This is a genomic window from uncultured Amnibacterium sp. (assembly GCF_964244015.1).
Classification (GTDB): domain Bacteria; phylum Actinomycetota; class Actinomycetes; order Actinomycetales; family Microbacteriaceae; genus Amnibacterium.
On record NZ_CAXTHO010000111.1, the window covers coordinates 1 to 9,970 of the forward strand.

General features: G+C 73.1%; 11 protein-coding genes and 1 pseudogene. 6 read left to right on the forward strand and 6 right to left on the reverse strand.

The features are described from left to right. From ACFE67_RS11935 to ACFE67_RS11945, 3 genes are all read right to left on the reverse strand, one after another. On the reverse strand, positions 1–250 hold a 250-nt coding region (locus ACFE67_RS11935; RefSeq protein WP_375407100.1), incomplete at its 3' end, for a hypothetical protein. Positions 251–557: 307 nt separating this feature from the next. Then, positions 558–1,778, reverse strand: coding sequence for a D-alanyl-D-alanine carboxypeptidase family protein (locus tag ACFE67_RS11940; protein WP_375407101.1), 1,221 nt, complete (start codon positions 1,776–1,778; stop codon positions 558–560). A 59-nt stretch (positions 1,779–1,837) separates the two neighbouring features. Next, positions 1,838–2,650, reverse strand: a complete 813-nt coding sequence (locus ACFE67_RS11945) for a TrmH family RNA methyltransferase (protein ID WP_375407102.1) — start codon at positions 2,648–2,650, stop codon at positions 1,838–1,840. A 35-nt stretch (positions 2,651–2,685) separates the two neighbouring features. Here ACFE67_RS11945 and ACFE67_RS11950 point away from each other — a divergent pair, with 35 nt between their 5' ends. Next, the gene (locus ACFE67_RS11950) at positions 2,686–3,534 is read left to right on the forward strand and encodes an NAD-dependent protein deacetylase (protein WP_375407103.1); all 849 of its coding nucleotides are present in this window, start codon (positions 2,686–2,688) and stop codon (positions 3,532–3,534) included. Positions 3,535–3,598: 64 nt separating this feature from the next. Further along, a complete protein-coding gene (locus ACFE67_RS11955) occupies positions 3,599–4,231 on the forward strand; it encodes a histidine phosphatase family protein (protein WP_375407104.1) in 633 nt (210 codons plus the stop codon). Between the two features lie 92 nt (positions 4,232–4,323). On the opposite strand, the gene ACFE67_RS11960 is transcribed toward ACFE67_RS11955, so the two are convergent. After that, positions 4,324–5,397 carry a glycosyltransferase family 4 protein gene (locus ACFE67_RS11960; RefSeq protein WP_375407110.1) on the reverse strand — a complete coding sequence of 358 codons (1,074 nt, stop codon included), beginning with the start codon at positions 5,395–5,397 and terminating at the stop codon, positions 4,324–4,326. A gap of 20 nt (positions 5,398–5,417) precedes the next feature. Then, positions 5,418–6,314: an alpha/beta fold hydrolase gene (locus ACFE67_RS11965; protein WP_375407105.1), complete on the reverse strand. Its 897-nt coding sequence runs from the start codon at positions 6,312–6,314 to the stop codon at positions 5,418–5,420. A gap of 98 nt (positions 6,315–6,412) precedes the next feature. On the opposite strand from ACFE67_RS11965, the gene ACFE67_RS11970 reads away from it, so the two are divergent. Genes ACFE67_RS11970 through ACFE67_RS11985 form a run of 4 tightly spaced genes read left to right on the forward strand, consistent with a single transcriptional unit; the run spans position 6,413 to position 9,439 of the window. Then, positions 6,413–7,645: a toxic anion resistance protein gene (locus ACFE67_RS11970; protein ID WP_375407106.1), complete on the forward strand. Its 1,233-nt coding sequence runs from the start codon at positions 6,413–6,415 to the stop codon at positions 7,643–7,645. Positions 7,646–7,650: 5 nt separating this feature from the next. After that, the gene (locus ACFE67_RS11975; RefSeq protein ID WP_375407107.1) at positions 7,651–8,163 is read left to right on the forward strand and encodes a hypothetical protein; all 513 of its coding nucleotides are present in this window, start codon (positions 7,651–7,653) and stop codon (positions 8,161–8,163) included. Then, on the forward strand, positions 8,160–8,714 hold the full coding sequence (locus ACFE67_RS11980) for a TerD family protein (protein ID WP_375407108.1): 555 nt from the start codon (positions 8,160–8,162) through the stop codon (positions 8,712–8,714). The genes ACFE67_RS11975 and ACFE67_RS11980 overlap by 4 nt, the downstream gene beginning before the upstream one ends. After that, entirely contained in the window at positions 8,711–9,439 is a 729-nt protein-coding gene (locus tag ACFE67_RS11985) for a hypothetical protein (RefSeq protein ID WP_375407109.1), read from the forward strand. Before ACFE67_RS11980 ends, ACFE67_RS11985 begins: the two co-directional genes overlap by 4 nt. A gap of 20 nt (positions 9,440–9,459) precedes the next feature. On the opposite strand, the pseudogene ACFE67_RS11990 reads toward ACFE67_RS11985, so the two are convergent. Beyond that, positions 9,460–9,970: pseudogene (locus ACFE67_RS11990) on the reverse strand (HAD family hydrolase); the annotation flags it as partial.

Below are 9,970 nucleotides of genomic sequence, written 5' to 3' on the forward strand. Positions count from 1 at the left end.
TCACCAACTGCACGAGCTCGATCCCGTCGCGGGCACCGAACCGGAACGCCAGGGAGTCCTCCCCGAGAGTCTTCCGGGACCGGTGCTCCGCCTCCGCAGCACCAGTGACCCGCAACCCGTCGACGACCCTCCCGATCCGCTCCACCAACTCGAGGTCGGCGAGGAACTCGGTGTCGGAGGAGGTCAGGAACCGGGGCGCGACCGCGGTCACGGCCGCGAGCGCGGCGGTGAGATCGGCTGCTTCGTGCACATCAGTATCCGATCACCGGGCTCCGACACTGTCTCGGGAAAGGACCCGTTCATGAGGGCGGATTCGTCTCCTCCACAGCGCGCCGCTCCGCCCACAGCGAACACCGTCCAGCCGCGCCGGGGTGGTCTCGAGGCTCGCTTCGCTCGCACCTCGACCAACGGGACTCGCGGGGCGGGGAGGGCGGACGCTGCGACGGGACGAGGAGGGCGCGAGTTGTCCGCCGCCGGGACTGTTGCGGCGCGCACGGGCACCTGTCGCTCGGCGGGGCAATTGGCCACCTCGCGGGGCCGCGTCTGAGCGCGCCGGCTCAGCGGATCGGGTGGGTCAGCCGCCACCAGACGGGCGCCGCGAGCACGTCGCGGTCGAGCACGAGCGGCACGGTGACCGCCTTCCCGTCGACGAGGTAGGTGACGTGGCCGACCCGCTCCCCCTTCCGGCCGCCCGTGATCGACTCGACGGCGGCAGAGCGCTGCACCTTCGCCCGCCCCCACACCAGCCGGCTGACGTCCTCCGACGCCACCGCCTTGCCGACGCCGCCCCAGTCGGTCAGGTAGGTCGCGAACGCCTGACCCTTCGTCGCCAGGGAGACGTCGTGCAGGCTCCGCTTCGCGCTCGTGAGCAGCGCGGGCACCCGCGCGTCGAGCGTCGGATGGTCCTTGGCGCCCAGGATCACCCCGACGAGCTGCACCGTCCGCGTGCCGACCCTCACCTGCGCGCTGAACAGCAGGTTGGCCTTCACCGAGTCGTACGTGCCGGTCTTGATGCCGTTGACGCCGTGGCTGCCGAGCAGCGTGTTTGTGTTGCTGATGTCGCCGACGTTCGGCTCGTCCGCGGTGGGCTTCTGCACGATCGCCGCGACGACCGGGTCGGCGAGCGCGATCTCGCCCAGCTCGACGAGGTCGCTCGGCGTGCTGGTGTCCCCCGCCGAGAGGCCGTTGGTGTCCACGAGCGTCGTGTCGTCGAGGTGGTGCGCGGCGAGGAACGCCCGAGCCGCGACCAGGTACTTCGGCACCGAGCCGTACGCCCACACCGCCAGCGACTCGGCGTAGTTGTTCGCCGACGGGATCAGCATCGTCTCGATCGCCGCGCGCTCGCTGGACCTCCAGCCCGCCTGCACCGCCTGCCAGGAGCCGTTCCGCGCCAGCACGTCGCTGAGGATCTGTACGTCCCGCTGCGTGAACGTGATCGTCGGGCCCTGCTCGCCCGCCGCGATGGGCTTCGCCTCGAGGACGACGAGCGCGGTCACGATCTTCGTGATGCTCGCGATCTGCCGCGGCGACTGCGGCCCGTGCTTCGCCAGGACCCCGTCCATCCCGACCGCCGCGATCGCGGACGAGCCGAATGAGGGGAAGACCGGTGCCGCCGCGCGGGTCGCGGACCGCGTCTCCTGCGACACCTCGGCCCGCGCCTGCGGCACCGGAGCGACGATCGACACCGGCACGCCGATCCCGATGATCATGATCAGGCTGACCGAGACGGCGGCGAAGAAGCGGCGGAGCCCGTAGCGGGGCGTTCCCGGTTCCCGCATCGAACGAGTGTAGGAGGACGCGTCGGCGACCCCCGGACGGGGGGCAGGGTGTCGCAGGATCAGCGAGGTCTGGTCGCCCACACCGCCAAGGCGGCCGCCGCGGCCACGTTCAGGGAGTCGACGCCGTGCGCCATCGGGATCCGGACGTGGCGGTCCGCGACGCCCAGCGCCGCGCGGCTGAGCCCGTCCCCCTCCGCGCCGAGCACGAGCGCGAGCCGCTCAGGAGGATCGGCGGCCAGCACGTCCAGGTCCTCCGCGCGGTCGGAGAGCGCGAGCGCCGCGATGGTGAACCCCGCGTCGTGCAGCAGCGGCCCCGCCTCCCTCCACTCGGGCAGGCGCGTCCACGGCACCTGCAGCACGGTGCCCATGCTGACCCGCACGCTGCGGCGGTACAGGGGGTCGGCGCAGCGCGGCGTGACGAGCACGGCGTCGACGCCGAGGCCGGCGGCGCTGCGGAAGATCGCGCCGACGTTGGTGTGATCGACGACGTCCTCGATCACGACGACGCGGCGGGCCGTCTCGAGCAGCGTCGCCGGCTCGGGCAGACCGGGCCGGTGCATGGAGGCGAGCGCGCCGCGGTGGAGGTGGAACCCGGTCAGCTGCTCGAGCACGTCGGTGCCGCCGACGTGCACGGGCACGTCCGGGAACCCCGCGAGCAGCGGCTCGAGCTGCGGCAGCCACTCCTGCCGCGTGAGCACCGCGCGAGGACGGTGGCCGGCGCGGATCGCCCGCTCGATGACCTTGGTCGACTCGGCGAGGTAGAGCCCGCCCGCGGGTTCGAGCAGGCGGCGCAGCGCGACGTCGGTGAGCCGCGTGAAGTCGCGGAGGGCCGCGTCGCTCAGCCCGTCCGCGGACAGCGGCAGCACCCGCATCGAAGGCCCTCCCCTGCTGATTACGCTTCCAGGCTATGGGCGGCCGAGCGGAGCGGAATGCGGAGTCCGCCGACGCCGATCAGCTCGACCGGGCCGCCGAGCTGCTGTCGGGCACCGTCGCCGTGCTCACCGGCGCGGGGATCAGCACCGACTCCGGCATCCCCGACTACCGCGGCGAGGGTGCCCCGAAGCGCTCGCCGATGACGATCCAGCAGTTCCTCGCGGGCGAGTCGTTCCGCCGGCGCTACTGGGCGGGCAGCTATCTCGGCTGGGCGCGGTTCGTCGCCGCCGAGCCGAACGGCGGCCATCTGGCGCTCGCCGACCTGGAGTCGGCCGGGCGCGTGCAGGGCGTCGTGACGCAGAACGTCGACGGGCTGCACGGCAAGGCCGGGTCCCGGCACGTCGTGGAGGTGCACGGCTCCGTCGACCGCGTGGTCTGCCTCCGCTGCGGGCAGCTGTTCGCCCGCGGCGCGGTCGCCGAGCGCATCGAAGCCGCGAACGCGTGGTTCGTCACCGGCGCGACGACGACGCTGAATCCCGACGGCGACGCCGACGTGGGCGACGTCGCCGACTTCGTGATCCCCGATTGCACGGTCTGCGGCGGCACGCTGAAGCCGGAGGTCGTGTTCTTCGGCGAGTTCGTCCCCCGCGACCGGTTCACTGAGGCGGCTGCGATCGTGACGCGCGCCGACGCGCTGCTCGTCGCGGGGTCCTCCCTGATCGTGAACAGCGGGATCCGCCTCCTCGAGCAGGCCCGCCGCCGCCGGCTGCCGATCGTGATCCTGAACCGAGGCGCGACGAAGGGCGACCGTATCGCCGCGCTGAAGATCGACGCGGGCACGACCGAGACCCTCACGGCCCTCCGAGACCGCCTCCTCGCCTGACCCGAGCCCTCCTGACCGCGTCGGTAGGCTCTCCGGGCCCTGTTCCCGGCCCGGATGGACACTGATGACCGACCTCGTGCTCGTGCGCCACGGTGAGACCGAGTGGAACCGCTTGAAGCGGGTCCAGGGCCGCACCGACATCCCGCTGAACGACACGGGGCGCCGGCAGGCCCGCGCGACCGCGGAGCGCCTCACCGGCGAGCACTTCGACGCCGTCGTGGCGAGCCCGCTGTCGCGCGCGGCGGAGACCGCGCAGATCATCGCCGACGGGCTCGGGATCGGCCCGATCGAGCTCGTCGACGACCTCGTCGAACGCGACTACGGCGAGGCGGAGGGGATGACCGGCAAGGACATCGACGCCCGGTGGGGCGGCAGTCTCGAGGCGCGGGAGTCGCGGGTCGAGGTGATCGACCGGGTGAAGCCCGCGCTGCTCGCGATCGCTGCGCGCCACCCCGGCCAGCGCGTGCTCGTCGTCTCGCACGGCGGCGTCATCGGCTCGCTCGTGCGCGACGCGACCGGCTGGGTCTGGCCCGCGCGCGGGGAGCAGATCGTGAACGGCTCCGACCATTTGTTCCGCGTCGTCGACCCGTCGGATGCCTCGGACCAGGTCGGCGGCATCGAGCTGGTCGAGTTCGCCGGGCGCCCGTGGTCCGCCGACCTCCTCCCCTCCGACGACGAGGTCGTCACCCGCGACTGACTTTTCGCCGATCAGGCTCGTTCGCCGACGCGCCGTCCGGGGCGATCGCAATGTCGGCGCGTCGCGAAACGAGCCTGATCCGCGAACAGCGTTCAGCGCCGCGTGGCGGCGACGCGTTCGAGGACCGGCAGGAGGCGGGCTGCGGAGGCGTCCCAGCTGTAGCGGGCCGCCTGGTGGAGTGCGGCGGCGGACCGGCGCGCCCATTCCTCCGGGTCCTCCAGCCGCAGCACGGCCGCGGCGAACGACGACGGGTCGCGAGGTCGTGCGTACAGGGCCGCGTCGCCGCCGACCTCGCGGAAGATCGGGATGTCCGTCAGCACCACCGGCACGCCGCGCTGCATCGCCTCCACGACCGGCAGCCCGAAGCCCTCGTCGAGGGAGGCGGAGACCAGCGCGGTCGCGGAATCGAGCAGCGCCGCGTACTCGGTCTCGTCCACGCCGTCGTGGAACACGAGCGATGCGCCGCTCATGACCTGCTCGAGCCGCGCCCGCTCCGCAGCGCCGATCCGGCTCGCGAGGTGCAGCGTCCATCCCGGCAGCAGCGCTGCGGCGCGCACGAGCGTCGGCACGTCCTTGTACCCGATGAACGCGCCCATGTAGACGAGCGACCGATCTCGGGGTCCGGGCGCCGCCGCGGCGAGCGGCACCCCGTCCGCCGCGTTCGGCACCACGGTCACCGGCCGCCGCGTGAGGCGGTGCTCCGCGATCTCGACGGCGACGGTCTCGGAGACGGTGGCGATCTCGTCCGCCCGGTTCAGCAGCAGCCGCTGCGGCGCGTAGCTCGCGTACAGCGCTCGCCACCCGAGCCGCACCCACCACGCGAACTCGACCGGCGGCGTGCGGTGCCGGTAGTAGATGAGGTCGTGCAGGGTCAGCACCAGCCCGTAGCGGCGACCGACGGACCCGGAGGTCTGCAGCGGGCAGAACACGACGTCCGGCCGCAGCCGGTTCACGACCCGCGGGATCAGCGGCTCGAGCGGCGAGGTCGGCGGCCGGGTCCTGACCCACGGCAGGTCCGGCAGCAGCCCGAGCTGCCGCTCGTCGTCGATCAGCATCGTGAGCGGCACGAGCCGCCCGAGCCCTCCGGTGATCCCGGCCGTGTAACGGCTGATCCCGTCGTGCCGGCCGTCGCGCCGCACGTACCGGCAGTCGACGACGAGACGCATCCCCGCCGCGCCGGGCGGCGTCACGCGACCGACACGCCCGTGACGGCCGCGATCTGCTCGGCGGCCGCGCGCGGCGTCTCGTAGTGGATCAGATGCCCGACGGCCGGGATCACCGCCATCGTCGCGTCCGGCAGCAGCGCATGCAGCCGCCGCACGTCGTCGAGCGTCGTGATGTCGTCGTGCTCCGCGGCGATCAGGTGCACGGGCAGCGTCAGCCGGTCGGCCCACTCGGTGACGTCGTGGGTGACGGAGGCGGTGAACGCCTCCGTCACGACGCGCTTCTCCGCGTACGCCGAGAAGAAGCGGTCGTGCTGGTTGTGGATCCAGGCGCGCAGCGCGGGATCCTTCGTCTTCGCGAGGAACGCCCCCGCACCACGGGTGATCACCCGGCTCTGCAGCAGCGCGTTGCCGATCCGCTCCGGCAGCGCCGCGCCGACACCGAAGTAGAGGGAGGAGAGCCGGGTGCCGAGCGCGTTCGGCCCGGCCAGCGCGGGCGCCGCGATCGGGTTGATGAGGATCGCCCGGGCCGCCGGCAGCGAGTCGGCGAGCGCTTTCGCCGCCACGATCGTGCCGAACGAGTGGCCGATGACCACGACATCGGAGCGGAGGCCGAGCGCCGCCGCGAACGCCCGCAACCACGCCGAGTAACCGTCGATCGAGTGCTCCCCCGCCAGCGCGCGGGAGGCGCCGAAGCCCGGCAGGTCCGGTGCGATCACGTGCACGCCGGGCAGGAACGAGACCACCGGCTCGAGCCCGTGGTGGTCGCCGCGGAAGCCGTGCACGAGCAGCAGCGTCGGGCCGTCGCCCGGCTCGCCGTACTCCCACCATGCGGCGGGCACACCGGCGACGACGGTGTCGTGGCGGGCGACCGGTGTCCGGGCGAGACCGGCGGCGTAGGGAGACGGGACGATGCGCATCGAGCACGCAGTCTAGGAACCCGTTCGACGCGTCCGCCCGTCCAGACGGTCGACGAGATCGGCGCGAGTAGCCTGATCGGACGCACGAAAGGCAGCTCATGTCGATCCAGTTGACACCGCCGGAGCCGACCGGCATCACCCTCTCGCCGCCCGTCACGCTCGAGGCACCGCCCGCCGCGGCCGAGCTGGTCCGGGTCGAGGACGCGCCCGGTCTGGTCCCGATCACGGCCGATGTGCGGGCGGAGAAGGAGCGGACGGCCGCCGCGTTCTCCACCGAGCTCGCGGGGATGGACCCGCGGGACCCGAAGTTCGCCGGGCAGATCGCGCAGATCGAGGTCCTCGGCCGCGACGAGGTACGCCGATCCTCCGAGGTCTCCTCCGAGATCCTGAAGCGCTCCACCACGTCGGCGGCGGGCGCGAAAGGCACCGGCGACTCCGGCTCGGCCGCGGTGGCCGGCGCGCTGGCGGACCTCCGCGTGCAGGTCGATGCGCTGACGCCGTCGTCGGAGCTGAGCAGGCCGCGCCGCATCCTGGGCATGATCCCGGGCGGCAACAAGCTGACCACCTACTTCCAGCGCTACCAGAGCGCCGAGGCGCAGCTGAACGGGATCGTGAAGGCGATCTCGCGCGGGCGGGACATGCTGATCAAGGACAACCTCTCGCTGCAGAAGGAGCGGGAGGGCCTCTGGCAGCTGATGGGGAACCTCGGCGGCGACGCCGTGCTGCTGTCCCGCATCGACGCGGAGCTCAGCGGGCGGATCGAATCCCTCAAGAGCACGGATCCCGATCGGGCCAACGCGCTGACGACGGACGCCCTGCTGCCGGTGCGGCAGCGGCACCAGGACATCCTGACCCAGATCACCGTCTCGGTGCAGTCCTACATCTCGATGGGGCTGATCATCGACACGAACAAGCAGCTGATCCGCGGCGCCGACGGTGCGCAGACGACCACGATGGCGGCGCTGCGGAACGCGATCATCGTCGCGGAGGCGCTGAACAACCAGCGGCTGGTGCTCGCGCAGATCGACGCGCTGAACACGACCACGAACTCGATGATCCTGAAGACCTCCGAGATGCTGCGCGACAACTCCGCGAAGATCCACGAGCAGGCCTCCTCCTCGGGTATCTCGATGGACGTGCTGCGGCAGTCGTTCGACAACATCTACGCGACGATGGACGCCGTGGACACGTACCGCCTGCAGGCGGCGGAGAACCTCGCCGGCACCTCCCGGGCACTCGAGGAGCAGATCACGCGCGCTCGGCCCTACCTCGAGCGCTCGCGCGCCCAGGACGCGGACGCGCAGCGCGGCAGCCTTCCTCCGGGCCGCTGACCCCGATGGTGTTCGACGGCTGGCCGTTCCGCCGGAGGGAGCCCGAGCCGGCGCCGGTCGCGCCGCTCCGCGAGCCGGGCGCGGGCTTCCGCATCGACGCGGAGGAGGACGGCGACCTCGGCGCCACCCTGGCGGGCACCCTCGCGGCGGTGCGGGCGGCGGGCGGCGAGCTGCCGGGTCCCGCCTGGTCGCGGCTGCGGCTGATCCTCGACCTGCTCGCGCCGCTGATCGCGCACGTCCGCGACCGCGGCGTCTCCGCCGAGCAGTCGATCCTGCTGCACTCCGTCGCCGGCGAGTACCTCCGCGATCCGTTGAACGCCTACCTGGCCATCGCGCGGTCGCAACGGGGTCCCGGTTCGGAGGCGGACGAGCTGCTCGACCGGCAGCTGCGGGTGCTGGAGTCCGCCACCCGCGACCTCGACGCGACGGTCCGCTCCGGTTCGCTGGCCGAGCTCGACCTGCACGGCCGGTTCGTGGCCGAGCGCTTCATGGTGTCCGAGCTGGAGGGCGACCGGTGAGCGTCGTCCTCACCCCCGGCGCCAACACCGTGCTGCCGCGCGATCCGGGCCCGGTGACGATGGCCTTCACGTGGCGGGTGCTCGGCGGCCGTGGCCCCCTCACCGAGCCCGTCGCCGCGGCGATCGTGTGCGGAGCCGACGGTCACGCGCTCAGCCCCGACCACCTCATCTTCTTCAACGAGCTGACCGTGCCGCCCGGTGCGGTCCGCTATGTGCCGAAGGACGAGATGGAGCGGATCGAGGTGGATCTGGCCTCGGTGCCGGCGGACGTCGACCGGATCGTGTTCCTCACCTACGTGAACCCCGATCCCCGCCGCCCCGGGTCGCTGGTGGCGCTGCGCGGGCTCAGCATCGCCGTCGTCGGGCCGACCGGTGTGGAGGTCGCACGCTTCCCGCTCGACCAGGTCGACGACCCGCGGATCACCGCCCTGCTGCTCGCGGAGCTCTACCGGCACAACGGGTGGTGGAAGGTGCGAGCCGTCGGCCAGGGCTTCGCCGGCGGCATCGCCGATGTGACCCGGGCCTACGGGCTGCGCGTCCACACGCCGTGAGCGCGCCCGCGACGCCGTGGATGCGGCGGCTCCCACGCCGGCCCGACGACGTGCCGAAGGACGGGTCGCACCTCGACCTGGTGCACCCTCCCCGCACCCACCACGATGCAGCCCCGGCTGCCCCGGCTGCCCCGCCCCCTGCGACGCTCACCGTGCTCGCCTCGCCCGCACCGCCCGCCGCGGTCACGCCTCCGCCGACGCGCGGCGCCGCGCTGATGCTCGTGCCACCTCGGGGGGTGACGGGCATCGTCACGCTCGACCCCGACGATCCCGTGGCCCGCATGGACGCGCTGCAGTCCGGGATCGGCGCGCTGGTCGTCCGGGGCGCGGAGCGGGTGGCGTGGGAGGACGTGGAGGAGCGCACCGGCGTCATCGGACCGGGCGACTCGTCGACCGGCGACGACATGCCGCTGCACGGCAACCGCTCGCTCGTCCGCCCCCTCGACGGCGACGTCGTCGTGACCCTCCGGCACGTCCGTCGACTGCGCAGGCTGCTGATCGACGTGCCCGCCAACACGGCGACGATGCTGCTGCCCTACCGCTCCGGCAGCATCCGCGCCGCGGACGCCTCGACCAGGCTCCGACTGTCGGTGGTCGTCGTCGACGGGCGCCTCGAGGCCCGGGCGGAGTACGGGCTGTCCGACCAGTGGGGCGCCGCGCTGCAGGCGATGGGCTGGTCGCCGCTCGCGTCCATCCCGCGCGCGACGCCCGACGCGTGGCAGTAGGCGACGCCTGGCAGTAGGCGTCAGGCCCCGGCCTCCTGGGAGAGCCAGAGCGCGATCTCCTCGCCGGCGAGCACGCCGGAGCGTGCCGTCACGCGGACTCCCGGCCGCTGCCAACCCGCGTCCTCCAGCTCGCCGTGCGCGGGCCGGATCGCGGCATCCGCCGTCGTCAGCAGGTCGGCGTCGAGCAGCGAGTCCCCCGCCGCGACGATCCGATCGGCGCCGAGCCGGTCGGCGAGCTCATGCGCCGCTGCACCCTTCGTGAGGGCGTCGGGCACGCAGTAGACCTTCCTGCCCTGCAGCGACACCGTCCAGCCGAGCGGCCCGGCGACGGCGGCGAGCGACCCGACCCACCCGTCGGGCAGGGCCGCTCGATCGACGACCGAGTAGCAGAAGAGGTCGTCGGCGACCCGGATGGTCGTCTGCACCCCGTGCTCGGCGGCCAGCTGCGCGAACGCCGCCCGCATCTCCGCGAGCGGCGCACCCGACGCCGCGAGCCGGAGGGCGACGGCCGCGGTGAACTCCGGATCCTCC